Here is a 24,757-nt window from a genome sequence, read left to right on the forward strand (position 1 = left end):
TGCCGGCGCTCGCAATGCTCAGTCATCGACCAGTTGCAAGTCGGTGCTGCCCATGGCAGTGCGGTCGACGCGCGCAGCTTCCGTTCCGAGCTTGGCCGCAATCGCCCGCATGCCGTCCGCGCACCTGCGCGCCACCACCGAGGCGATGCGGTTGCGAAAGGCAGCCTGCAATTCCTCGGACGCCAAGGCGAGCGCTGCCGGGCTCACCTCAAGGTAGCTCGTGTCGCGCAGGGTGATCGCGGTATAGAGCTGGCGGCTCACCGGCGCATCCATCCACGCCATCTCGCCGAACACCTCACCCTTTCCCAGATTGTAGATGCGCTTGCCGTCGATGGACAGCTCGATCTCACCATCGACCAGCACCCCGAAGCGTTCGTCCTCGACACCTTCGCGAAAAATCGCCGAGTTGGGTGGAACAATGCGCCAAGACGATATGCGCAGCGCCTCCCACACCTCGATATCTTCGAACTCGCTCAGAAATGCCAATCGGCGCAACGCGGTGAAACGCCGCATGTCCATGCCGCGGTGGTTTTCATCGACGATGCGATAGCGGATGCCGGAAAGATCCTGCGCAAACTCGGCGCCGTTCCGGTAGCGCGAGAACAGATCTTTCTCCAGCGCCTTGAATGCCACCTTGTCCACGGCTTCGGGCAGCTCGGGATTGAGGCCGGAAGGCTTCGGCGGGTCGGCGTTGAGTATCTTGTAGACGAGCTGGGCGTGGTTGCCCGCACGAAATGGCAAGCGCCCGGTGAGCAGGTGAAAGAGCACCACTCCGAGGGAATACAGGTCAGTCTTCTGGTTCAGCGGGTAGTTCTTGATCTGCTCCGGGCTCATGTAAGCCGGCGAGCCCACGCCCAGGATGAAGGTCGAATCACTGTCCGACTTTTTGTGAAGGTTCAGCGCCAGCCCGAAGTCGGTGATCTTCACGTTGTCGTCGTCGTCGACCAGGATGTTGTCCGGCTTGATGTCGCGATGCACCACCCCGTGGCGAAACGCGTGGTCCAGGGCCATGCAGCACTTGAAGACGATGCTCATCACCCGATGCAGCGGCAGCAGGTTGTCGAACGCACAGTAACGGCTCAGGGGCTTGCCGTCGAAGTACTCCATCACCACATGCGCTTCATCCTCTTCGAAGACGACCTCGTGGATGCGGATGATGTTGGAATGCTGCAGCCGCTTGGCGACGCTGGCCTCGGCCGCCATCAATTTGCGCAGGCGCCGGATGCGCCGCGACTGCCCTTCCCCCTCGGCGCGAAAACGCACGTGCTTGATCGCCACCCCCTCCGGGTGGTCGGCACTGACGGCGCGATACACCGTCGCGGTCGCGCCTTTGCCGACCTGCTCGATGATGTCGAACCGCCCGATACGAAGAGGAATATCGCTCATGAAATCGCCACACTTGCGCCAGCGGCGCCGAAGGTCCGATTAGCATACACCGCCCGCGCGCATGGGCTTTCCCACGCGGCAACCATGAAGGGCATAAATTTTGCCTCGCCCGGCCTTGAAAACCCGAAGCGACGCCCCCAGTTGCGCCCCAGTCGACGAACAAGGGAGTTGCAACAATGCAGGATCACAACCAGAACCCGACGGACAGCAATCTTGAAGATGGCGCCCCCGCCACCGCAGAAGGCATGGAAACGAGCGGTGCAGACAGCGCGCCCAGCCTTGAAGAAGCACTGCGTGCCGCCGAGCAGAAAGCCTCCGAGCACCACGATGCCTGGTTGCGCGCCAAGGCCGAAGGCGAGAACATCCGCCGCCGCGCGCAGGAAGACATCAGCAAGGCGTCGAAGTTTGCGGCCGAGAAATTCGCCTCGGCCATGCTGCCGGTGCGTGACAGCCTCGAGGCTGCGCTGGCCACCGAAAACCAGACGCTCGAGAAGCTGCGCGAAGGCGTGGAGCTCACCCTGAAGCAGCTCAACTCCGCCTTTGAAGGCGCCGCCATCAGCGAAGAGAACCCGCTCGGCACCAAGTTCGACCCGAACAAGCATCAGGCCATCGGCGCGGTCGAATCCGATGCAGAGCCGAACACCGTGGTGATGGTGCTGCAGAAAGGCTACACGCTGCACGAGCGCGTGCTGCGCCCGGCGCTGGTGCAAGTCGCACAAGGCAAATGAACCTGTTTTCGGGGCGGGCTTGAAAGACTGCACCCCCGCCCCATATTGGCTATGACACGGTCGCACGGGGCGGCCAACGAATTGCAAGATACAAGGAAGAAATCATGGGCAAGATCATCGGTATCGACCTCGGCACCACCAACAGCTGCGTTTCCGTCATGGAAGGCGGCAAGCCGAAGGTCATCGAAAACTCGGAAGGTGCTCGTACCACGCCGTCCATCGTTGCATACGCTGAAGACGGTGAAATCCTCACCGGTGCGCCGGCCAAGCGTCAGGCTGTCACCAACCCCAAGAACACCCTGTTCGCGGTCAAGCGCTTGATCGGCCGTCGTTTTGACGAGAAGGAAGTGCAGAAGGACATCGACCTGATGCCCTACGCCATCGTCAAGGCGGACAACGGCGACGCCTGGGTTGAAGTGCGTGGTAAGAAAATCGCCCCGCCGCAGGTTTCCGCCGAAGTGCTGCGCAAGATGAAGAAGACCGCCGAAGACTACCTCGGCGAAGAAGTGACCGAAGCCGTCATCACGGTGCCGGCCTACTTCAACGACAGCCAGCGTCAGGCCACCAAAGACGCCGGCAAGATTGCCGGTCTGGAAGTGAAGCGCATCATCAACGAGCCCACCGCGGCGGCGCTGGCCTTCGGCATGGACAAGAAGCCGGGCGACTCCAAGATTGCCGTGTATGACCTTGGCGGCGGCACCTTCGACATCTCGATCATCGAGATCGCTGACATCGACGGCGAGCACCAATTCGAAGTGCTGGCCACCAACGGCGACACCTTCCTGGGTGGCGAAGACTTCGACCAGCGCATCATCGACTACATCGTCACCGAGTTCCAGAAGGAACAAGGCGTCGATCTGAAGAAAGACGTGCTGGCGCTGCAGCGCCTCAAGGAAGCCGCCGAAAAGGCCAAGATCGAGCTCTCCTCCGGCACGCAGACCGAAGTAAACCTGCCGTACATCACGGCCGATGCCTCCGGCCCGAAGCACCTTGCGGTGAAGATCACCCGCGCCAAGTTCGAAGCGCTGGTAGAAGACCTCATCGCCCGCTCCATCGAGCCGTGCCGCATCGCATTGAAAGATGCCGGTCTGAAGGTTTCGGACATCGACGACGTGATTCTGGTCGGCGGTCAGACCCGCATGCCCAAGGTCATCGACAAGGTGAAGGAGTTCTTCGGCAAGGATCCGCGCCGTGACGTAAACCCGGACGAAGCCGTGGCCGTGGGTGCCTCCATCCAGGGCGGCGTACTGCAGGGCGAAGTGAAAGACGTGCTGCTGCTCGACGTCACCCCGCTCAGTCTGGGCATCGAAACCCTGGGCGGCGTGATGACCAAGCTGATCCAGAAGAACACCACGATCCCGACCAAGGCATCGCAGACCTTCTCGACGGCCGACGACAACCAGAGCGCGGTGACCATCCACGTGCTGCAGGGCGAGCGTGAAATGGCTTCGGGCAACAAGAGCCTGGGCCAATTCAACCTGTCCGACATCCCGCCGGCGCCGCGCGGCATGCCGCAGATCGAAGTCACCTTCGACATCGACGCCAACGGCATCCTGCACGTGTCGGCCAAAGACAAGGCCACCGGCAAGGAAAACAAGATCAAGATCCAGGCCAACTCGGGTCTCTCGGATGAAGAAGTCGAACGCATGGTGCAGGACGCCGCCGCGCACGCTGAAGACGACAAGAAAGCACGTGACCTGGTCGACACGCGCAACCAGTGCGACAGCCTCATCCATTCGGTGAAGAAGGCCGTGGCCGAGCATGGCGACAAGCTCGACGAAGCCGAGAAGTCGGCCATCGAGACCGCCATCACCGAAGCCGAGGAAGCACTCAAGAGCAACGACAAGGATCAGATCGACGCCAAGAGCGCCGCACTGGCCCAGGCCAGCCAGAAGCTCGGCGAGAAGATGTACGCCGACCAGCAGGCGCAAGGTGCGGCGGCGGGCGGCGGCGCTGAAGCAGGCAATGCCGGCAATGCCGGCAAAGCCGCTGATGCCGACGTGGTCGATGCGGAGTTCACCGAGGTCAAGGACGACAAGTGATCCCTGCCCGCCCCGGGCGCAGCGTGCTGCGCCCGGACTCCGCAATCTCCTCCGGCGGATGACGTGAAGTCGGGGGTGCCACCGGACGGGCGGCACCCCCGACTTTCGGCTTTTTCACCGGACAGAAATCCAGCACATAACCAGCCATGTCAAAACGCGATTACTACGAAGTTCTGGGCGTCAATCGCGACGCGTCGGCCGACGAGATCAAGAAGGCCTACCGCAAGCTTGCGATGAAGCACCACCCCGACCGCAACCCCGACAACAAGGATGCGGCGGCCAAATTCCAGGAACTCAGCGAAGCCTACGAGGCCCTGTCGGACGAACAGAAACGAGGCACTTACGACCGCTTCGGCCATGCCGGCATGGAAGGCGCAGCCGGCGGCGGCCGTGGCTACGAAGGCTTCGGCGACGCGTTCTCCGATATCTTCGGCGACATCTTCGGTGGTGGCCGGGGTGGTGGAGGCCGCTCCAACGTCTATCGCGGCGCCGACCTGCGTTACAACCTCGAGATCACGCTCGAAGAAGCCGCGCGCGGCACCGACAAGACCATCCGCATCCCCACCGCTGAAAACTGCGGCACCTGCAACGGCTCAGGGGCAAAGCCCGGCACGCAAGCGAAAACCTGCCACACCTGCGGCGGCGCGGGGCAAGTGCGCATGCAGCAAGGCTTCTTCTCGATCCAGCAAACCTGCCCGACGTGTCATGGCACGGGCCGCGTCATCCCCGAGCCCTGCACCAACTGTGGCGGCGCCGGCCGGGTAAAGAGCCACAAGACGCTGGAGGTGAAAATCCCCGCCGGCATTGATGAAGGCATGCGCCTGCGTCACGGCGGTCACGGCGAGCCAGGCGTGAACGGCGGCCCGCCGGGTGATCTCTACGTCGAGATCCACATCCGCCAGCATTCGGTATTCGAGCGTCAGGGCGACGACCTGCACTGCGAGATGCCGATCGGCTTCACCATCGCCGCACTGGGTGGCGAGATCGAGATTCCCACCCTCGACGGCATGGCACGTCTCAAGATTCCCGCCGAAACGCAAACCGGCAAAGTCTTCCGTCTTCGCGGCAAGGGCATCCGCAACGTACGCTCACACGCTCCAGGCGACCTGATGTGCCACGTGGTGGTCGAAACGCCGGTGAAGCTCACCGAGCGTCAGAAAGAATTGCTGCGCGAGTTCGAAGGCGTTGCCGAAGGCGGCGCAGCCGAGCACAACCCCAAGGCCAAGTCGTGGATGGACAAGGTGCGCGATTTCTTCGGCACCTGAGCCAGACACATCGCCCAGCAAAAAGGCCCGCCAATCGGCGGGCCTTTTTATCGGCAGTGCGGCCTCGGCAACGCGGCCGTTCAGGCCCTCGGGTGACTGATGCTCTCGATGGCGCGCTTGACCGTCATCGGATCGTCGATGCTCTTGAACACCAGATCGCTCAAGCCCCGCCCGGTGACCCGGACGTCGCCGAAACCGAAAATGCGGCCGAACACCCCTTGATCGATCTCCACCGTCTCGATCGACGACAACTTCATTTCATCGGTCTTGCGGCTGATGATGCCGACCTTGTGAATCACCCGTTTGTTGGTCACGCCCTGCTCGGTAAAGCGCAAGACGAGCCACGCATACACGGCAAACAGCCACAGCAACGCTGCCGCCGCCAACCCCAGCACCCACTGGAAGCCGAACCATCCGGTAACGACGACTGCCGCCAAGCCGAGGGCCACCCACACGGACACCGACACCCACGAAAACCAATGTAGCCGGAAGATGGCTTCAATCCGTTCGCCAGTGGACAGGGATTCCTCGATGTACGCCATGTAGCCTCCGTGGGATGAAACTCAGGCGCGACGCCAGGTCGTGCCGCCCGCGCCGTCTTCCAGCACGATGCCCGCCGCCGTGAGCTCGTTGCGAATGCGGTCGGCCGTAGCGAAATCGCGTGCTTTCTTGGCTGCAGCCCGCTCGGCAATGCGCGCATCGATGCTGGCTTCATCCAGGCCATCTTCGACGCCGCCTTGCAGAAAGGCCTGCGGATCGCGCTCAAGCAAACCCAGCGTGCCGCCCAACGCGTGCAGCAGCGCCGCTTTGCCGGCATCGCCGCGATTGGCCTCACCCGCCAGTTCGAACAGCACCGCCACGGCTTCAGCGGTGTTGAAATCATCGTTCATCGCCGCGGCAAAACGCTGTGCCAGCGGGTCGTTCATGTCCGCTTCGCCCACCGGCGGGCAATTCTTGAGTGCGGTGTACAGACGCGTCAGCGCGCTGCGTGCGTCATCCAGATGCGCGTCGGAGTAGTTGAGCGCGCTGCGGTAATGCGCCCGTAGGATGAAGAAGCGCACCACTTCCGGGTCGTACTTCTGCAGCACCTCGCGGATAGTGAAGAAGTTGCCGAGCGACTTCGACATCTTCTCGTCATCGACGCGCACGAAGCCGTTGTGCATCCAGTAATTCACGAAGCCGTGACCGTGCGCCCCCTCGGACTGGGCGATTTCGTTCTCGTGGTGCGGAAACTGCAGATCGGCGCCCCCGCCGTGGATGTCGAAGTGGTCGCCCAACAGCTCGGAGCTCATTGCCGAGCACTCGATGTGCCAGCCCGGCCGGCCCTCGCCCCACGGCGAAGCCCACTTCACTTCGCCCGGCTCTTCCGCGCGGGCATGCTTCCACAGCACGAAATCCAGCGGGTCATTCTTGTCGCTGGCCACTTCCACGCGTTCGCCGGCGCGTAGCTCGTCCAGCGACTTGCCCGAGAGCTTGCCGTAGCCATCAAACTTGCGCACGGCGTAGCACACGTCCTGGTTGGCGGCGACATACGCCAAGCCTTTTTCTGTCAAGCGCGAAATCAGGCTCTGCATGCTCGCCACGTAGTCGGTGGCGCGGGGCTCGTGGTCGGGGCGCAGCACGCCAAGCGCGTCGGCGTCTTCATGCATGGCGGCAATGAAGCGATCCGTCAGCGCACGGATGGATTCACCGTTTTCCTGCGCACGGCGAATGATCTTGTCGTCGATGTCGGTGATGTTGCGCACATAGGTGACTTCGAAGCCGCTGGCACGCAGCCAGCGCGTCACCATGTCGAAAACCACCATGACCCGCGCGTGCCCGAGGTGACAGTAGTCGTACACCGTCATGCCGCACACGTACATGCGGACCTTGCCGGCGTCGATCGGGACGAAGTCTTCCTTCTTGCGGGTCAGGGTATTGTGGATCTGCAGCATGCCATCATCCGATTGCGGGGGCCGGCCGCAGCGGATACCGCGCCGTGCGCCACCGAGGGGGTTTTGCTAGAATCCGTGCGGTCTGCGCCACGGAAGCGCGCGATCATAGCACAGCGCCGCCCCTGGCCGAATGGCCGCCCTGCCACGCAATCAACACTGGAAGCACCGCATGCCCCGACTGCTCGCCGCCCTCTCCCTGTTCCTGCTCCTCAGCGCCGCTCACGCGGCCGACCCGGTGGTCGAGCTGCACACCAACCGCGGCGTGATCACGCTGGAGCTCTACCCCGAAAAGGCGCCGGTTTCTGTCGAGAACTTTCTGGCCTACGTGAAGAGCGGGCACTACAACGGCACGATTTTTCATCGCGTCATCGACGGCTTCATGATCCAGGGCGGCGGATTTGACCAAAAGCTGCGCCAGAAGCCCACCCTGGCCCCCATCCGCAATGAGGCCGCCAATGGCCTGCGCAACGCCATCGGCACCATCGCCATGGCGCGCACCGGCGTACCTGACTCGGCCACATCCCAATTCTTCATCAACCTTGCCGACAACACCGGGCTCAACCACCCGGAGCCGGATGGGCACGGCTATGCCGTGTTCGGCAAAGTCATCGCCGGCATGGACGTTGTAAGCGCCATCGGCAAAAGCCCCGTACGCCGCGCTGGTGCGCATCAGCACCTGCCGGTCGACACCGTCATCGTAGAGCGCGCCGCCATCAAGACACCGGCCGCAACCCACTGATCCAGGAGCCATCATGAACGTCAAACTGCACACCAACCACGGCGTCATCACCCTTGAACTCGACGCCGAAAAAGCCCCGGCCACGGTCGAGAACTTCATCGCCTACGTGAAAGCCGGTCATTACGACAACACCATTTTCCATCGCGTCATCGGCAACTTCATGATCCAGGGCGGCGGCTTCGAGCCTGGCATGAACCAGAAGCCCACGCGTGAGGCCATCCAGAACGAAGCTGGCAACGGCCTCAAGAACGAAGTCGGCACCATCGCCATGGCCCGCACCCAGGCCCCGCATTCGGCCACGGCCCAGTTCTTCATCAACGTCGCCGACAACGCCTTCCTGAACTACCGCTCGCCCGACATGCAAGGCTTCGGCTACTGCGTGTTCGGTCGCGTCACCGACGGCATGGATATCGTCGAGAAAATCAAGAAGGTGCCGACCGGCAACAGCGGCTTCCACCAGGACGTGCCGAAAGAAGACGTCGTGATCGAACGCGCCGAAATCGTCTGATCACGCACGCCCGGTGAAAGCCCTCTTCATCTCCGACCTGCACCTGCGGGAAGAGCAACCCGAAACGCTGCGCGCATTCGATGCCCTGCTCACGGGGCCTGCGCGCGAAGTCGACGAGCTATACATACTCGGTGACCTGTTCGAGTACTGGGCCGGCGACGATGACGACACGCCACTGGCCCGCCACGTCGCCGGCGCTCTGCGCAAGGTGGCCAATGCAGGCGTCCAGGTGTTCTTTCTGGCCGGCAACCGCGACTTCCTGCTGGGCGAGCAGTACGCCGCGCAGTGCGGCCTGACGCTGCTCGACGAGCCCACCGAGATCGACCTCGACGGCCACCGCGTGTTGCTCTCGCACGGCGATACGCTGTGCACTGACGACACGGCCTATCAGCAGTACCGTACGATGGTACGAGACCCCGCTTGGCAGGCGGGTTTTCTGGCCAAACCGCTGGCCGAACGCCGCGCCTTCATCGAGCAGCTGCGCCAACGCAGCCGGCAAGAAACCAGCACCAAGTCGATGCAGATCATGGACGTCAATGCCTCGGCCGTTGAAACCCTGCTGCGCGACCACGGCTGCCCCACCTTGATCCACGGCCACACCCACCGCCCGGCTCGCCATGTGCATGAGGTAGACGGGCGTGAATGCGTGCGTTGGGTGTTGTCCGACTGGCACGACGATGCGCCTTGGCTGTTGTGGGACGGTGAAGGCTTCCTTACTGGACGCTCTGGATAGAGATGAAATGCAAAAAGGCCGCCCGCGGGCGGCCTTTTTGCATTTCATCAATCCGATTCACTTCGCGAAGCTGCGCCCCAAGTCAGCTTGGATGTCTTCAACAGACTCAAGCCCTACTGCAACGCGCAACAACCCCTCACCGATACCCGCGGCAGCCCGAGCTTCTGCAGAAATACGCCCGTGCGTAGTGGTGGCCGGGTGGGTGATGGTAGTACGCGTGTCGCCCAGATTGGCAGTGATCGACAGCATCCTTGTGGCATCCACGACTTTCCAGGCCGCTTCGCGACCGCCTTTGACGTCGAAACTGACGATGGCTCCGCCGCTGCCGCTTTGCTGGCGCATGGCGAGCGCATGTTGCGGGTGCGAGGCCAAGCCGGGGTAATACACCCGCTCGACCCACGGTTGGGCTTCCAGCCATGTGGCGAGCTTGAGGGCGGCGGCAGACTGGGCTTCCAGACGCAAGCGCAGAGTCTCCAGCCCCTTGAGGATCACCCAGGCATTGAACGGCGAGATGGACGGGCCAGCCGTACGCACGAATTTCAGCACCTCGTCGATGACCGGCTTGCTGCCGACCACGGCGCCACCGAGCACCCTGCCCTGACCATCCAGATACTTGGTGGCAGAGTGAATGACGACATCCGCACCAAGTTCGAGCGGGCGCTGCAGGGCTGGTGTGCAGAAGCAGTTATCGACCGCGAGCAGCGCGCCTGCCTCGTGGGCAATGGCGGCAATCGCGGAAACATCGACTACCTGCGTCAGCGGGTTGGACGGCGTCTCGACGAAAAACAGCTTGGTCGAAGCACGCACCGCCTTGCGGTAGGCGTCCAGATCGGTCGCCGACACCAGCGTGGTCTCGATGCCGAAACGCGCCAGGATGTTGCCGAACAACTGCTGGGTGGCGCCGAACAGCCCCGTCGAGGCGATCACGTGATCGCCCGCCTTGAGCAAGCCCATCACCAGCGACAGGATGGCCGACATGCCGGACGACGTAGCGATGCAGGCCTCTCCGCCTTCGAGCGCGGCAAGGCGATCCTGCATCATCGTGACGGTCGGGTTGGTGAAGCGGGCATACACCATGCCCTCCTGCTCACCCGAAAAACGCGCGGCGGCTTCCGCCGCGCTGCCGAACACGAAGCTGGAGGTGAGATACAGCGCCTCGCTGTGCTCCCCGAACTGGCTGCGCGTGGTGCCGGCCCGTACGGAAAGCGTGTCGAAATCGAAGTCGTTCATCAGTTGCTAGAGGTTGCCGCGGATCAGTTGTCCTGATGGCCCACGAGGTTGAGATCAAGCTGCATGTCATCGTCGTCGTTGGCACGGCTCTCGCCACGCTGATTCTCGACACCGAAGAGGTATTCAGGGGTGATGTCGCCGGTGACGTAGCAGCCATCGAAACACGAGGTCTCGAACGCCGAAATAGCCGGGTTGAGCGCCGTCACCGAGGCCTTGAGGTCTTCGAGATCCTGATAGATCAGGCCATCGGCGCCGATTTCGCGGCGGATTTCGTCTTCATCACGATCGGATGCGATCAACTCATTGCGCGACGGCATGTCGATGCCGTACACGTTGGCGTAGCGCACCGGCGGCGCGGCCGAAGCCATGTACACCTTGCGGGCACCCGCCTCGCGCGCCATCGTGACGATCTCGCGGCTGGTCGTGCCGCGCACGATGGAGTCATCCACCAGCAGCACGTTCTTGCCGGCGAATTCCTGCGGAATGGTGTTGAGCTTCTGGCGCACCGATTTACGGCGTACCGACTGCCCCGGCATGATGAAGGTGCGACCGATGTAGCGGTTCTTCACGAAACCTTCGCGATACGGCAGACCCAGCTGGCTGGCCATTTCCATGGCTGACGGGCGGCTGGAATCGGGAATCGGAATGACCACGTCGATCTCGATGTTCGGATGCATGCGGCGCAGTTTCTGAGCGAGGAATTCACCCATTTTCACGCGCGACTCGTACACCGAGATGCCGTCGATGATCGAGTCCGGGCGCGCGAGGTAGACGAACTCGAACATGCACGGTGCCTGCACCGTGTGCTGGGCCGTCTGACGGCTCTTGAAGTTGCCGTCGAGGTCGATCAGCACGGCTTCGCCCGGCGCAACGTCACGCACCATGCGGTAGCCGGTGACGTCGACCGCCACGGACTCGGAAGCCACCATCCATTCAGTGCCTTCGGCCACGTCGTTGCGGCCCACCACCAGCGGGCGGATGCCGTGCGGGTCACGGAAGGCCAGCAGACCGTAGCCGGAGATCATCACCACCGCGGCATAGGCACCACGGCAACGGCGGTGCACGTTGGCGACCGCACGGAAGACGGCTTCGTCGTCGAGCTTGAAACCGTTGGCCGCGGCCTGCAGTTCGTGCGCCAGCACGTTCAGCAGCACCTCGGAATCCGAATTGGTGTTGATGTGACGCAGATCCGACAGGAACAGCTCGCGCTTGAGCTCTTCGGCGTTGGTCAGGTTGCCGTTATGGGCCAGCAGCAGACCGAACGGCGAATTGACGTAAAACGGCTGCGCCTCGGCCGGGTTACAGGCCGAGCCGGCGGTCGGGTAGCGCACATGGCCGATACCCCAATCGCCCACGAGGTTGCGCATGTTGCGCGTGCGGAATGCATCGCGCACCAGGCCAGGCCCCTTGTGCATGAAAAACTTGCCACCGTCGGAGGTGGCGATACCCGCCGCATCCTGCCCGCGGTGCTGCAGCACCAACAGACCGTCATACAGCAGCTGATTGACCGGGGACTTAGCGACAACCCCTATGATTCCGCACATGGAGCAAACACCTATCTGAACCGAATTCTCTCGGCGACTACATCCGGCAACCATGGCTTGGAAGCCACGACGGCCGTCTCGAGTGGCGGAGCGAACAGCGAATTGACCCACCAGGGCTCCTGCGCCATTCCCAACATGCCACCCACCAACACCAGCACAAAAGCGATTGCCAGACCTCTGGCAATGCCGAAAACCGTTCCGAACATGCGATCAGCAGGCCCCAGCCCGGCCGCGCGCAACAACTCACGCAACAAGAATCGCAACACCGCGGCGAGCAACAGCACGCCGATGAAGATCAATGCAAAGGCGGCCAACTGACGCCAGGCGGGCTCGACGATCACCCCCTCGAGCATCACCGCGACTTCCGAGGCATACAGCCACGCGGCGCCCAGCGCGACGATCCACGCCAGCAGCGCAATGACTTCGCTCACCAGCCCCCGCCACAGACCTACGAATGCCGAAAGCGCGACGATGGCGAGCAACACATAATCAAAAACGGTCATCGGCGATTCAGCGCGTGGTCACCACACCATCGAGCGATGCCGCACGCAGACGCGTGATCACGGCTTCGGCGTCTGCGCGCGCAGCAAACGGCCCCAAGCGGACGCGGCTCACACCGCCATTCGTTTCGATGAATGCCTTGAAGCCTCGTGCGGCAAGTTCGGACTGGCGCGCCTGCGCTTTTGCCAGATCACTGAACGCACCGACCTGAACCAGAAACTTTGTGGAGTCGGCCGCTGCAGCCTGCGGCGGCGGAGAAGCACGCCCTTCGAGAATCGCGCGGGCGCGCTGCGCCTCGGCACTTTCCTGTTGTGCAGGAGCCGGCTGTGCCACGGGCGGTTTGGCGGTCGGAGCGGGTTCGGGCTGCGGTTTGGGTGCAGGCTCTGGCTTGGGCGCCGCAGGAGCCTCCGGGATCACCGGCCGCCCTGCCTGTTCGGCTTCGGGCGCAGCGGGCGTGGACTCGACCAATGCAGCGGGAGAATCGGGGATGGGCTCGGCGATAGGGTCACGCGAGGCAATCGGCCGCGCATCGACCGTACGCTCGGGGAGAGTGACCTGGATGTCAGGCACGGCCACGATGGGCTCATCGTCCATCACCATCGGCAGCACGAAGGCCGCAATCAGTGCGAGCGCGGCAGCGCCAACCAGACGGCGACGGGAGCGTTTCTTGAGTTCGAGGTTGTCGTTATCAGACACGCGGAACACCCGCCTCAGGGCACTCGATTACGGCCATGACACCGGATACGGTCATGAAGGAGCCGAAGACCGTAATTCTATCATTCTCTCCGGCAGTTTTCCGCACTGCACGATACGCATCGGCCGGACTGTCGAAACAGCGGATGTCCCCCGTTACGCCCACCGCACGAATGCGCTCGGCCAACGCTTCGGCGGACAAGCCCCGCGGGCCTTCGAGGCTGGCCAGACACCAATGCTCGACGCGCTCACGCATGCGCTCGACCACCCCTTCCACATCCTTGTCGGCATACATGCCCAATACCGCCCAGGTTTCCGGAAAAAAGCCCATGGCGAACAAGTTCTCGGACAACACCCCGGCCGCTTGAACGTTGTGCGCGACGTCGAGCACTACTGCCGGACGCCCCGGCAACACCTGAAAGCGCCCCGGCAGTTCGACGTGCATGAAGCCCTCCCGCACCGCCTGCATGGCAACCGGCAGGCGATCGCGCAGGCAGTCCAGAGCCAGCATCACCGCCGCGGCGTTGAGCAACTGATTGGCCCCACGTAACGCCGGATAGCCCAGACCGCCGCGTCGAACACGCGCCGTATCACCAGCACCAGTGGATCGATCCTGCCGCCACCAGGCCCACTGCTGCCGATCTCCATCGAAACCGAAATCACGACTGCTGACCCACAGATCGGCACCGATGGCCTGGGCGTGCTCAAGCAGTGACTGCGGCGGTTGCGGATCTGCGCAGATGGCCGGGCGCTCGGCGCGGAAAATACCGGCCTTCTCATGACCGATCTTCTCCCGCGTATCACCCAGGAAATCCTGATGATCCATGGCCACACTGGTGACAATTGAGCAATCCGGATCAATGACGTTCACAGCGTCCAGCCGCCCCCCCAGACCAACCTCCAGAATCGCCACTTCCACGGTTTCGCGGCACAGCAGCCACCACGCCGCCAGCGTGCCGTGCTCGAAGTACGTGAGCGGCACCTCGCCACGCGCAAGCTCCACGGCATTGAAGGCCTCGACCAGCGCGGCGTCGTCAGCCTCACAGCCGTTCACACGCACCCGCTCGTTGTAGCGCAGCAAATGGGGGGATGAATACACGCCGGTGCGGTAGCCCGCGGCGCGCAGGATGGATTCGAGCATGGCGCAGGTTGAGCCTTTGCCGTTGGTACCGCCGACAGTAATGACGACGCCGCGATACTGCAGGTTCATGGCCTGCAATACCGCGGCTACGCGCTCGAGTCCGAGCTGAATGGTCTGGGCGTGGCGCGCTTCGAGCAGCGCCAGCCAGCCGCCAAGTGAGGCGGGATGAGTCATGCTGCCTGCCTGTTGCTCAAGCCTCCAACGCCGCTTGGCGCGTGAGCAAGGCGAGCACGCGAGCCAACGTGTCGCGCATTTCGCGGCGGTCGACGATCATGTCGATCGCACCCTTTTCGACGAGAAATTCGGAGCGCTGGAAGCCCTCCGGCAACGTCTCACGCACGGTCTGCTCAATGACGCGCGGGCCGGCAAAACCGATCAGCGCGCCCGGCTCGGCAATCACGATATCGCCCATGAAGGCAAAACTGGCCGACACGCCGCCCATGGTCGGATCAGTGAGCACCGTGATGAACGGCAGACGGCGACGCGACAAGCGCGTAAGACCGGCATTGGTCTTGGCCATCTGCATCAACGAAAACAGGCTTTCCTGCATGCGCGCACCGCCGCTGGAGGTGACGCAGATGAACGGAGCACGCAACTCTTCGGCTGCGCGCACGCCACGCATGAAGCGCTCACCCACCACCGAGCCCATCGACCCGCCCATGAACTCGAATTCGAAGCAGGCCACGACCACGGGCTGGCCGTGGATGGTGCCACGCATGACGACCATCGCATCGTCCTCGCCGGTATCGCGCGTGGCGGACGAAAGGCGCTCGGTGTACTTGCGCGAATCCTTGAACTTCAGCGGATCGACCGGCACCACCGAAGCGCCGACTTCGACGCGGCCTTCTGCGTCGAGCAGCTTGTCGAGGCGCGCGCGCGCGCGGATGCGCTGGTGATGGCCACACTTCGGGCACACCGAATGGTTGCTGTCGAGGTCAGCGCGATACAGCACCGCCTCGCACGCAGAGCACTTGCTCCACAAGCCTTCGGGGATGGATTTCTTGGAAGCACCGCCTTGGTTGATGCGAGGCGGGAGAAGTTTGGTCAACCAGCTCATTGCGCTACCTTTTCAAGTTCATCGAGCGCGTCGCGCAAGCCGCGCACCAGCGTGGTCACACGCTTGGCGACTTCTTCGACGGGACTGTTTTCAATCTCTTCAATGATGCGACTGCCCACCACCACGGCATCGGCGAACTCGCCGACACGCTTGGCAGACTGGGCGTCACGAATACCGAAACCGACACCGATGGGCAGTCCCACGCAGTCGCGAATCTGCGCGACACGGTCACGCACCTCGTCAAAATTGACCGAGCCAACACCGGTCACGCCTTTCAGCGAAACATAATAGATATAGCCGCTTCCGGCTTCCGCAACGTCGCTGAAGCGCTGCTCGGACGACGTGGGCGCCAGCAGGAAGATCGGATCAAGCCCGGCCGCACGCACGGTGTGTGCGAACTCGCGGCACTCTTCCGGCGGATAGTCCACAACCAGCACGCCATCGACTTCGGCTGCCTTGGCACGCTCGACGAAGGTCGGCACGCCCATGGCCTCGATCGGGTTGGCGTAGCCCATCAGCACCACCGGAGTGGCGCTGTCGCTCTTGCGGAATTCCTGCACGGCTTCAATGACCTTGCGCAAGCTCATGCCCTTTGCCAGAGCACGCTCGGAGGCGCGCTGGATGGTCGGGCCATCGGCCATCGGATCAGAGAACGGAACCCCGAGCTCGATGACATCCGCACCGCCCGCCACCAAGGCGTGCATCAACGGCACGGTCAGTTCGGGCGCAGGATCGCCTGCGGTGATGAAGGGCACCAGCGCGCGCCGGCCTTGTTTCTTCAATTCATTGAATACGTTCTGGATTCTGGACATAGTCAGGAAAAATGAACGGGCCGCAAGCGGCCCGAAGAGATCAGAGGGTGATGCCCGAGCGGTCGGCAACGGTGTGCATGTCCTTGTCACCACGGCCGGACAGATTGACCAGCAGAATCTTGTCGGAATCAAGCGTGGGCGCGAGCTTCATGGCGTAGGCGATGGCGTGGGAGCTCTCCAGCGCGGGAATGATGCCCTCGATACGGCACAGCGTATGGAAGGCTTCCAGCGCTTCGGCATCGGTAACTCCGACATACTCCGCACGCTCGATGTCCTTGAGCCACGCATGCTCCGGCCCCACGCCAGGGTAATCCAGGCCGGCCGAAATCGAATGCGTTTCGATGATCTGACCGTCTTCATCCTGCAGCAGATAGGTGCGGTTGCCATGCAGCACACCGGGGCGACCTGCGGTCAGACTGGCAGAGTGAAGACCCGTATCCAAGCCCTCGCCTGCAGCTTCGACGCCAACCAGACGGGTGGCGGGCACGTCGATATACGGGTGGAAGATGCCCATCGCGTTCGAGCCACCGCCCACGCAGGCAATCACGTAATCCGGGTGGCGACCGGTGAGCTCGGGCACCTGCGTGAGGCACTCACGACCGATGATCGACTGGAAATCGCGCACCAGCATGGGATACGGGTGCGGCCCGGCCACCGTGCCGATGATGTAGAAGGTGTTCTCGACGTTGGTCACCCAGTCGCGCATGGCTTCGTTCAACGCGTCTTTCAGGGTGCGCGAGCCGGATTCGACCGGCACGACGGTCGCGCCCAGCAGCTTCATGCGATAGACGTTGGCGGCCTGACGTTTGACGTCTTCGGAGCCCATGTACACCACGCACTCCATGCCGTAACGCGCGGCAACCGTAGCCGTGGCCACGCCGTGCTGCCCGGCGCCGGTTTCGGCAATCACGCGCGGCTTGCCCATGCGGCGCGCCAGCATGGCCTGACCGATGCAGTTGTTCACCTTGTGCGCGCCGGTATGGTTGAGGTCTTCGCGCTTGAGGTAAATACGCGCGCCGCCGCACTTCTGCGTCAGACGCTCAGCGAAATACACCGGGCTGGGGCGGCCTACGTAATGCTTGAGCTCATACTCGAACTCGGCAATGAACGCGGGGTCATTGCGGCTCTCTTCATAGGCCTGACGCAGTTCGGCAATGGCCGGAATCAGGGTTTCGGAGACAAAGGCACCACCGTACGGGCCGAAATGACCGTTGGTGTCCGGAAACGAATAAGGGCTGTCAGCCATCTGCATTACGCACTCCTGCAATGAACGCCGCGATGCGCGCCGCGCTCTTGATACCTTTTTCAAGTTCCACACCGCTCGACACATCGACTGCCCACGGGCGAATGCGACGCACGGCCTCACCCACGTTGTCGGCATCCAGCCCGCCCGACAGAATCAGGCGACGCCGATCCATCGAATCGGGAATCAGCGACCAGTCGAACCGGTGCCCCGTGCCGCCATACGCGTCGGAAAAGGCGTCCAACAAAATACCCGAGGCACCACCATGTGAAGATGCGAATTCTAGCAGATCGAACCCCGCCCTAACCCGCGCCGCCTTGAGCCACGGACGGCCGAAACGAGCGCACTCCGGCTCGCTCTCGTCGCCGTGAAACTGCAGCGCATGCAGCCGGACACGTACCAGGACGTCGTTCACGAAGGACTCTTCCGCATTCACGAACAGACCGACGACATCCACGAAGGGCGGCACACGGGCCGCCAGCTCTGCGGCTGTAGCCGGGTCGACGAAACGCGGGCTGGGCGGATAGAAGACAAGCCCTATGGCGTCGGCGCCTGCGTCTACCGCGGCATCTACATCTTCAGGGCGGGTCAGGCCGCAGATTTTGATTCGGGTACGGGACATTCAGAGGACGGGGAAACGAGGCACAGCGATGATACGCCCATCGCCGGGCAGCGGCCATCTGTCGGGGTAGTCCACACCGCATAGATATAGCCCCCCCGCTGGGAACGTCGGCGCTCCGACGCTGCGATCCTTGGCCTCAAGCAATTCGGCGATCCATTCTGCCGGCTTCGCGCCCTTCCCCACCATCACCAGAGCGCCGACCAGATTGCGCACCATGTGATGCAGGAAGCCGTTGGCGTGAAAGTCGAACAGCAGGTACTCACCGTCTGCATGCACTTTGGCCTCGTGCATGAGACGCACAGGGGTCTTGCCTTGGCATCCGGTGGCACGGAACGACGTGAAATCGTGCCAGCCGATGAGCGACTGGGCAGCCAAGTTCATCAAGTCGGCATCGAGTGGAAGGTGAAACCAGCCAACCCGCCCTGCCAGCAGAGCCGGTCGCGTGCGCGAGACGTGCAGCACGTAGCGGTAACGCCTCGCCATTGCCGAAAAGCGCGAATGAAAGGTGTCGTCCACGGGCTGCGCCCAACGCACCGAGATCGGCACCCGCAGATGTGTATTGACGCCCCTCACCCACGCATTGTCGGGCCGCCTGGCAGTGCAATCGAAATGCGCAACCTGCGCCGTGGCATGCACACCGGTATCGGTGCGCCCTGCGCAGTGAAGGCGAATCTGCTCTCCCGCAATCGAAGAGAGCGCCCTCTCGAGATGATCCTGGACGGTGCGCCCATGCCGCTGACTCTGCCAGCCCTCAAAGGCATCTCCGGCGTACTCGACGCCCAATGCAATTCTCACTGCAGACTCCACCACAAACCAATCAGCGCCACCAACACGAGCAGGCAGATCGCGAAGCGGTCACGCCCGCGCAAGGGCTCACGCTCGATTTCGATGGCATCGTGCAGATCATTGCTGTCGTCACGAATCCATTCCTGCCATTTCGGCGGTTTCTCCGCCTCGACGAACCGCAGCACCAGCAGCGTCCTGACCGCGATTCGATCTGCCGACAAACCAAGCGCCGCAAACGGACGCAACAGGGCATGAATGGCACTGATCAGCCGCTGCGGCGGCAAACGCTCCAGCATCAGAGAAACCAGCAACACGACAACCACCACCCGTGCCGCGTGCTCGTACGCAAGCAACACGCCTTCTCTGGATGGGCTCAGGCGGGGCCAGTCGATCAGCAAGGCCTCGCCTGGCGTGAAGCCGGCAAACAGGATGACAATCGCGAGGACGATGAAGCGTACGCGCCTCACCAAGCGGGCGCTTCGCGCGGGGGCATACGCTGCACCCAGCGCCGCGCTTGCACACAAGGCAACCGTTAGTGGGCCGACATCGAGAAACTGAAGGCCCGCCACGACGACGAGCCAGAGGAAAACCAGAAGTCCGGAGTGCATGAAAACGATTCAGCCGGCCGTGCGCAAGTCTCGCGCACGGCCGGCTGTGAATACCTTCTGAATCACGCGAGGCGGTCAAGCATACGCTGAGCTTCCTGCTTCTGCTCGGCGCTACCGTCTTTCACCACCTCATCGAGCAATTCTCGCGCGCCCTCGCGGTCGCCCATTTCATCGTAAGCGCGAGCCAGTTCGAGTTTGGTATCCATTTCACGCTGCACGTCTTCCGCATCGAACTGCGGCACGACTGCAGGCTCGCCATCAACCTCTGCCGGCGGGGCCTCGGCTGCGGGGAGCTCGGGCGCTGAGACTTGGTCCATGCCACCCGGCAGGTCAAGATCAAGATCGATCGACGTGAGGTCTAGCCCTTCGGGCGTATCCGACTTCTCGGGCGCCGGCGGCGAGAGGTCGAGGTCGAAATCGAGCAGATTGGCGTCGAACTCGGTGCGCTCAAGATCCATCACCGTCTCTTCTTCGAGCGGCGGCTCATCCACCGACGACAGGGTTTGATCGCGCGGCGGCTCGGCAGCGGGCTCGACGACAGCCCCGGATGCCGGCACATCGCTGCCCAGATCGAGATCAAAACTCAAGACGTTCTCGTCGTCTGCAACGGGCGTCTCATCGGCTTCCGTTTCTGCCGCGGGGGGCATGTCGACCGGCTCATCCGGCACAGCGACCGGCGGCTCACCCAGATCGAAATCCAGCGCAGCGAGCTCGACTTCAGCGGCGTCCTCTGCCTCGGCAGCAGGCTCCGCCGCCTCGCTGATTTCGGAGCCCAGATCGGGCAATTCGAGTTCGCTTTCGTCCAGGCCCACGTGTGTGGCTTCGAGTTGCTGGTTGCTCTGCCCGGCTGCAACCGCCGCGGCTCCAGCCGCAACAGCGCCGGCCATCAACCCACCGCCTTTACCGCCCGGCCCGTAAAGCGGATTCTCGGGGTCGAGCTTGCGGCCCATCGAAGCAGCCTTGTTCCAATCGCTGCCTTCCCCACCGGTGCGCGAGTACAAATCGGTGGCGATCACCTCGAACTGACGGCGGTCGTTGCGCTGCACGTACACTTCCAGCAACTTCAGATAGATGGCATGACGCGAAGCATCCACCTTGAGGGCATCAAGCAGGATTTCCTCGGCCTGGGCGTCGCGCCCGTAGGCGAGATACACATCGGCCTCGGCAACCGGATCGACCCCTTCATCCGCGTCGATGGCCGACAGACCGGTCTGACTGAAGTCGGTGTCCATCACGCTGGTGCTGCTGTCGGTATCGACACTCTCGCCGCCCGGCTGACTCACCACCGACGAGGGCTCATTCGGCTCCTCCGGCTCGGGCACGAAGACGGCCATAGCCGCTTCTTCGCGACGGCGGCGGGCAATGCGGATACCCAGCAGAGCCAGCAAGCCGATCAACGCAGCCACGAGTGCCAACATCAGCGGGTTGGCCATCAGCGAATCGAGCATGCTCGGTTGCGGAGGAGCCGCCGGCACTGCCGCCGGACGGGGCTTGGCCACCGGCTCTGCAGCCGGTTGAGGCTGAGCCGCGGGCTCGGCCGCCGGCGGCGGCGGCGAAATAGCCGCAGGCGCGTCGGCGGCCGGCGCTGCATCGCCTTGGCCGCGTGTCATCGAATCGCGAAGCTCGCTGATGCCCTGACGATCTGCAACAGTCTGTTCAAGCTCGGCCAGGCGGGCACGCATTTCTTCCATTTCGCGCATCAATGCCACTACATCTTCTTCCGGCAGGGTCGCGGTACGGGACCCGTCCGCAGCGCTGGCAACCGGTGCCGCGACAACGGCCGTGCCCTCGCCCGGCGAAGGCAATGCGCCCGACACCTGGACTTGATCAGTCGGGGCGTCCGTACGCACGATTTCCTCGGCACGCGGCTCGACGCGGCCTGCACTCTCGCGTGTTGCAGCACGCTCGGGGGTCGGGGCACGCCCCGCCACGTTGGAGGCGACGCGATTGCGATAGGCCTCGAATTCTGAAGCTTGCGCAAGGACCTCGCGACGGGCTTGATCGGCCGGGATCGCGGTGATGGTTGCCTGATCAGGAATGCGCAGTGAGGCTCCAGCCTGCAAACGATTGATGTTGCCGCCGGCAAAGGCTTCCGGGTTCTCGCGCAACAAGGCCAGCAGCATCTGCTCAAGCTCGGCGCCGGGAGGCAGACGATCGACCGCGATGCGGTGCAGGGTTTCGCCACGACGCACCACATGCCGCCCGCCCACCGGGGCTACCGCAGAGGCAGGCCGGGTGGCCGCTCGCGCCGGGGCCGGGCTCGCAGCACTGCGACTGGGCGCCGCGGCAACCGGAGCCGGCCTCATGTCGACCGGGTCGAGCAGGAAGGTGTACTCACGCAACAGGCTGCCGGCCGCCCAACGCAACTCCACCAGCACGTCCATAAACGGCTCATTGACCACACGGGAGCTGCTGAGACGAATGACTGAACGCGAGCCGCGGCGCTCGATGTTCATTTCGAGATCCGTCATCAAAGGCGAATACTCGAGATTGGCGCGCGAAAATGCTTCGGGAGATGGCACTCGGGCAGACATGCCATCAAGCTCTTGCGGGGTGGCGTGCAGTTCTATTTCAGCCCTCAGAGGCTGCCCCAGCGCGCTGAAGACGTTAATTCCACCCAGCCCTGCTGCATTCGTGTGGAAAGGCAGAGCCGTTGCGATGGCGGCCGCAACAACCGTCAGCTTGAGCGATTTTTTCATAGCGATCGTGGTGTGAAGCACCCGGTAGGAGTGAAGACGGCCAGGGGGCGGAACCCGCGCAAATGCCCGTGATTACGGCATGTCCAGCGCAATCTAGCATCTTCTTTAGGTTGGCGCAGCAACTTGCGCTTCCCATTGGCATTTTGGGTGAAAAATGCCACGCGGAAACCACACTACCCCATAAAAAAAACGGCCCGGCAAACACTTTGCCGGGCCGTTTTTCGAATGACTGAATCAGCGCTCGAGAAGAATGCCGAGCATGCGTCGCAGCGGCTCTGCAGCGCCCCACAACAATTGATCACCGACGGTGAACGCACCCAGATACTCGGGGCCCATCGCCATCTTGTGCAGACGCCCGACGGGCACGGACAGCGTACCGGTGACCGCTGCCGGGGTGAGCTCACGCTCGGTGGCTTCGCGCTCGTTGGGTACGACTTTCACCCATTGGTTGGCACTTGCGATGATGTCGCTGACTTCGTCGAGCGGCACATCTTTCTTGAGCTTGATGGTCAATGCCTGCGAATGGCAACGCATGGCGCCGATGCGCACGCACAGTCCGTCGATCGGCACACTGCCTGCACTGCGGAACGGCGCACGACCGAGGATCTTGTTGCACTCGGCACCGCCCTTCCACTCCTCTTTCGACTGGCCGTGCTCCACCGGCACGTCAATCCAAGGAATCAGGCTGCCAGCCAGGGCGACGCCACGGAAATTCTGCACCGGGAAATCGGCCGAGCGCATCGTCTGGGCGACTTTGCGGTCGATGTCGAGAATCGCAGAGCGCGGGTCGGCCAATTCGTCAGCCACAGAATCACGCAAGGCACCCATCTGCGACAGCAGATCACGCATGTTCTGCGCGCCAGCGCCCGAGGCGGCCTGATAGGTCATGGCCGAAATCCACTCCACCAGATCGTGGCGCAGCAAGCCGCCCAGGCCCATCAGCATCAACGATACGGTGCAGTTGCCGCCGATCCAGTTGCGACCACCCTTGGCCAGCGCGCTGTCGATCACGTCGCGGTTGACGGGGTCAAGGACGATCACGGCATCGTCAGCCATGCGCAAGGCGCTCGCCGCGTCGATCCAGTGACCGTTCCAGCCGCTCGCACGCAGTTTGGGGAAGACTTCCTTGGTGTAGTCGCCACCCTGGCAGGTGATCACGATGTCGCATGCGGCCAGCGCTTCGATGTTCATGGCGTCCTGCAACGGCAGCGACACCTCTTTGCCACCGAACACCGGAGCTTTGCCTCCAGCATTCGATGTCGAGAAATACACCGGCTCGATGCGGGCGAAATCGCCCTCTTCTTCCATGCGTTGCATCAGCACGGAACCGACCATGCCACGCCAACCGACCAGACCAACCTTGTTCATTTCAAATCCCCAACTTCAACGTGATTCCAGAGCCCTCTTTCAAAGAGCAGCGAGTACTGCGTCGCCCATTTCACGGGTGCCGACACGCGTCATGCCCGGCTCGTGGATATCGCCCGTGCGATAGCCCTTCGCCAGCACCGTCTTGACGGCTTTCTCGATACGCTGCGCCGGCTCCTCAAGGGAAAAGGTGTAGCGCAGCATCATGGCAGCCGAAAGAATGGTTGCCAGCGGGTTCGCCAGGCCCTTGCCGGCGATATCGGGCGCCGAGCCGTGCGACGGCTCGTACATGCCTTTGCTGTTCTCGTCGAGCGAAGCCGACGGCAGCATGCCGATCGAGCCGGTGAGCATGGCCGCTTCGTCAGACAGGATGTCGCCGAACATGTTGCCGGTGACGATCACGTCAAACTGCTTCGGGTTGCGCACGAGCTGCATGGCGGCGTTGTCGACCAGCATGTGCGAGAGCTCGACGTCCGGGTATTCGGCGGCGATCTCGATCATCACGTCGCGCCACAGCTGCGAGGTCTCTAGCACGTTCATCTTGTCGACCGAGCACAGACGCTTCTTGCGCTTGCGCGCGGCCTCGAAAGCAACGCGACCGATGCGGCGGATCTCGCTCTCGGAGTAATGCATGGTGTTGAAGCCATAACGCTCGCCGTTGCGCATTTCGATGGCGCGCGGCTGGCCGAAGTAGATGTCGCCGGTCAGTTCGCGAACGATCATGATGTCCAGCCCGGAAACGATGTCCGGCTTGAGCGACGAGGCGTTGGCCAGCTCCGGATACAGGATCGCCGGGCGGAAGTTGGCGAACAGGTTCAGGTCTTTGCGGATGCGCAGCAGACCGCGCTCGGGGCGCTGCTCACGCGGGTTGTTATCCCACTTCGGGCCGCCGACGGCGCCGAGCAGAATCGCATCGGCTTCTTTGACGAGCTTCTGCGAAGCTTCGGGCAGCGGATCACCCGTGGCATCGACGGCGCAACCGCCAACGTCTGCCTCTTCGAATTCCATCTTCAGATCGAGCGCTTTGAGCACGCGAACGGCTTCCGCCATGATCTCGGGGCCGATACCGTCGCCCGGGGCAATACAGATCTTCATGTAGCAAACTCTCCAGTCATCCTGGC

Annotated in this window: 23 protein-coding genes; 6 read left to right on the forward strand and 17 right to left on the reverse strand. The window is 62.9% G+C overall.

The window, feature by feature from the left end; translation table 11 throughout:
- Positions 1 to 18 precede the first annotated feature (18 nt).
- Positions 19 to 1,386, reverse strand: coding sequence for a protein kinase domain-containing protein (locus AC6H0W_RS11525; RefSeq protein ID WP_497577297.1), 1,368 nt, complete (start codon positions 1,384 to 1,386; stop codon positions 19 to 21).
- Positions 1,387 to 1,562: 176 nt separating this feature from the next.
- Between AC6H0W_RS11525 and grpE the strand changes: the two genes are divergently transcribed.
- The 3 genes from grpE (at position 1,563) to dnaJ (ending at position 5,421) form a co-directional block, all read left to right on the forward strand.
- The gene (gene grpE / locus AC6H0W_RS11530; protein ID WP_497577298.1) at positions 1,563 to 2,114 is read left to right on the forward strand and encodes a nucleotide exchange factor GrpE; all 552 of its coding nucleotides are present in this window, start codon (positions 1,563 to 1,565) and stop codon (positions 2,112 to 2,114) included.
- A gap of 104 nt (positions 2,115 to 2,218) precedes the next feature.
- On the forward strand, positions 2,219 to 4,156 hold the full coding sequence (gene dnaK, locus AC6H0W_RS11535) for a molecular chaperone DnaK (RefSeq protein ID WP_497577299.1): 1,938 nt from the start codon (positions 2,219 to 2,221) through the stop codon (positions 4,154 to 4,156).
- Positions 4,157 to 4,302: 146 nt separating this feature from the next.
- Complete coding sequence (gene dnaJ / locus AC6H0W_RS11540; RefSeq protein ID WP_497577300.1) at positions 4,303 to 5,421, forward strand: molecular chaperone DnaJ; 1,119 nt, start codon at positions 4,303 to 4,305, stop codon at positions 5,419 to 5,421.
- An 80-nt stretch (positions 5,422 to 5,501) separates the two neighbouring features.
- Here dnaJ and AC6H0W_RS11545 read toward each other — a convergent pair whose 3' ends face one another.
- Together AC6H0W_RS11545 and cysS are read right to left on the reverse strand one after the other, a co-directional pair.
- Complete coding sequence (locus tag AC6H0W_RS11545; protein ID WP_497577301.1) at positions 5,502 to 5,963, reverse strand: PH domain-containing protein; 462 nt, start codon at positions 5,961 to 5,963, stop codon at positions 5,502 to 5,504.
- Positions 5,964 to 5,984: 21 nt separating this feature from the next.
- Positions 5,985 to 7,355, reverse strand: a complete 1,371-nt coding sequence (gene cysS / locus AC6H0W_RS11550; RefSeq protein ID WP_497577302.1) for a cysteine--tRNA ligase — start codon at positions 7,353 to 7,355, stop codon at positions 5,985 to 5,987.
- 169 nt (positions 7,356 to 7,524) lie between these two features.
- Between cysS and AC6H0W_RS11555 the strand changes: the two genes are divergently transcribed.
- The 3 genes from AC6H0W_RS11555 to AC6H0W_RS11565 are packed head-to-tail and all read left to right on the forward strand — an operon-like array spanning position 7,525 to position 9,335.
- Positions 7,525 to 8,094: a peptidylprolyl isomerase gene (locus AC6H0W_RS11555; protein WP_497577303.1), complete on the forward strand. Its 570-nt coding sequence runs from the start codon at positions 7,525 to 7,527 to the stop codon at positions 8,092 to 8,094.
- Between the two features lie 13 nt (positions 8,095 to 8,107).
- The gene (locus AC6H0W_RS11560; RefSeq protein ID WP_497577304.1) at positions 8,108 to 8,602 is read left to right on the forward strand and encodes a peptidylprolyl isomerase; all 495 of its coding nucleotides are present in this window, start codon (positions 8,108 to 8,110) and stop codon (positions 8,600 to 8,602) included.
- Positions 8,603 to 8,615: 13 nt separating this feature from the next.
- Positions 8,616 to 9,335, forward strand: a complete 720-nt coding sequence (locus AC6H0W_RS11565; protein ID WP_497577305.1) for a UDP-2,3-diacylglucosamine diphosphatase — start codon at positions 8,616 to 8,618, stop codon at positions 9,333 to 9,335.
- A gap of 57 nt (positions 9,336 to 9,392) precedes the next feature.
- Here the strand turns inward: AC6H0W_RS11565 and AC6H0W_RS11570 are convergent, their stop codons facing one another.
- The 14 genes from AC6H0W_RS11570 to leuB all read right to left on the reverse strand — a co-directional run bounded on the left by AC6H0W_RS11570 (position 9,393) and on the right by leuB (position 24,731).
- Positions 9,393 to 10,565: an O-succinylhomoserine sulfhydrylase gene (locus AC6H0W_RS11570; RefSeq protein WP_497577306.1), complete on the reverse strand. Its 1,173-nt coding sequence runs from the start codon at positions 10,563 to 10,565 to the stop codon at positions 9,393 to 9,395.
- Between the two features lie 23 nt (positions 10,566 to 10,588).
- A complete protein-coding gene (gene purF / locus AC6H0W_RS11575) occupies positions 10,589 to 12,109 on the reverse strand; it encodes an amidophosphoribosyltransferase (protein WP_497577307.1) in 1,521 nt (506 codons plus the stop codon).
- An 11-nt stretch (positions 12,110 to 12,120) separates the two neighbouring features.
- The gene (locus tag AC6H0W_RS11580) at positions 12,121 to 12,612 is read right to left on the reverse strand and encodes a CvpA family protein (protein ID WP_497577308.1); all 492 of its coding nucleotides are present in this window, start codon (positions 12,610 to 12,612) and stop codon (positions 12,121 to 12,123) included.
- 7 nt (positions 12,613 to 12,619) lie between these two features.
- Positions 12,620 to 13,306 (reverse strand): SPOR domain-containing protein, encoded by a 687-nt coding sequence (locus AC6H0W_RS11585; RefSeq protein WP_497577309.1) that lies wholly within the window; start codon positions 13,304 to 13,306, stop codon positions 12,620 to 12,622.
- A complete protein-coding gene (gene folC, locus AC6H0W_RS11590) occupies positions 13,299 to 14,618 on the reverse strand; it encodes a bifunctional tetrahydrofolate synthase/dihydrofolate synthase (protein WP_497577310.1) in 1,320 nt (439 codons plus the stop codon). The genes AC6H0W_RS11585 and folC overlap by 8 nt, the downstream gene beginning before the upstream one ends.
- A 16-nt stretch (positions 14,619 to 14,634) precedes the next feature.
- Positions 14,635 to 15,501 carry an acetyl-CoA carboxylase, carboxyltransferase subunit beta gene (gene accD, locus AC6H0W_RS11595; RefSeq protein ID WP_497577311.1) on the reverse strand — a complete coding sequence of 289 codons (867 nt, stop codon included), beginning with the start codon at positions 15,499 to 15,501 and terminating at the stop codon, positions 14,635 to 14,637.
- A complete protein-coding gene (gene trpA, locus AC6H0W_RS11600) occupies positions 15,498 to 16,313 on the reverse strand; it encodes a tryptophan synthase subunit alpha (protein WP_497577312.1) in 816 nt (271 codons plus the stop codon). The genes accD and trpA overlap by 4 nt, the downstream gene beginning before the upstream one ends.
- 40 nt (positions 16,314 to 16,353) lie before the next feature.
- Positions 16,354 to 17,565, reverse strand: coding sequence for a tryptophan synthase subunit beta (gene trpB, locus AC6H0W_RS11605; protein ID WP_497577313.1), 1,212 nt, complete (start codon positions 17,563 to 17,565; stop codon positions 16,354 to 16,356).
- On the reverse strand, positions 17,552 to 18,178 hold the full coding sequence (locus AC6H0W_RS11610; RefSeq protein ID WP_497577314.1) for a phosphoribosylanthranilate isomerase: 627 nt from the start codon (positions 18,176 to 18,178) through the stop codon (positions 17,552 to 17,554). The genes trpB and AC6H0W_RS11610 overlap by 14 nt, the downstream gene beginning before the upstream one ends.
- Entirely contained in the window at positions 18,179 to 18,973 is a 795-nt protein-coding gene (truA, locus tag AC6H0W_RS11615) for a tRNA pseudouridine(38-40) synthase TruA (protein ID WP_497577315.1), read from the reverse strand. It lies immediately after the preceding gene.
- A complete protein-coding gene (locus AC6H0W_RS11620; protein ID WP_497577316.1) occupies positions 18,970 to 19,572 on the reverse strand; it encodes a CbiQ family ECF transporter T component in 603 nt (200 codons plus the stop codon). The genes truA and AC6H0W_RS11620 overlap by 4 nt, the downstream gene beginning before the upstream one ends.
- 62 nt (positions 19,573 to 19,634) lie before the next feature.
- Entirely contained in the window at positions 19,635 to 22,271 is a 2,637-nt protein-coding gene (locus AC6H0W_RS11625; protein WP_497577317.1) for a motility hub landmark protein FimV, read from the reverse strand.
- Between the two features lie 234 nt (positions 22,272 to 22,505).
- The gene (gene asd / locus AC6H0W_RS11630; RefSeq protein WP_497577318.1) at positions 22,506 to 23,639 is read right to left on the reverse strand and encodes an aspartate-semialdehyde dehydrogenase; all 1,134 of its coding nucleotides are present in this window, start codon (positions 23,637 to 23,639) and stop codon (positions 22,506 to 22,508) included.
- Between the two features lie 39 nt (positions 23,640 to 23,678).
- Entirely contained in the window at positions 23,679 to 24,731 is a 1,053-nt protein-coding gene (leuB, locus tag AC6H0W_RS11635) for a 3-isopropylmalate dehydrogenase (RefSeq protein ID WP_497577319.1), read from the reverse strand.
- Positions 24,732 to 24,757: the final 26 nt, after the last annotated feature.

Source organism: Pseudazoarcus sp. NS20 (assembly GCF_059703745.1).